Consider the following 262-nt stretch of genomic DNA (forward strand, 5'->3'; position numbering starts at 1 on the left):
CCTCGTGGGCTCGGAGATGTGTATAATAGACAGCTCTTGACCTGATTCTGGTTGTTCAGTTTCATGAGGTTCCTTGTCTTCCTCTTCGAAATGGATCAGTGAAAATACGCTTTCGGCAATCATTTGTTGCCCTTTACCACTGAAATGGATCCCATCACCACTGCGCAATTTTATAGCATTGCTACCATCCCCAATATAGTCGGAATAGTCGTCATTTTTATATTTAAAGACGTCATTAGCAGAAATGTACATTTCGCCATAC

General features: G+C 41.6%; 1 pseudogene. It reads right to left on the reverse strand.

The features are described from left to right. Positions 1 to 262: pseudogene (locus ACNQ0T_RS24460) on the reverse strand (hypothetical protein); the annotation flags it as partial.

This window comes from Enterobacter cloacae complex sp.6700776 (genome assembly GCF_048284255.1).
In the GTDB taxonomy this organism is placed as follows: domain Bacteria; phylum Pseudomonadota; class Gammaproteobacteria; order Enterobacterales; family Enterobacteriaceae; genus Enterobacter; species Enterobacter intestinihominis.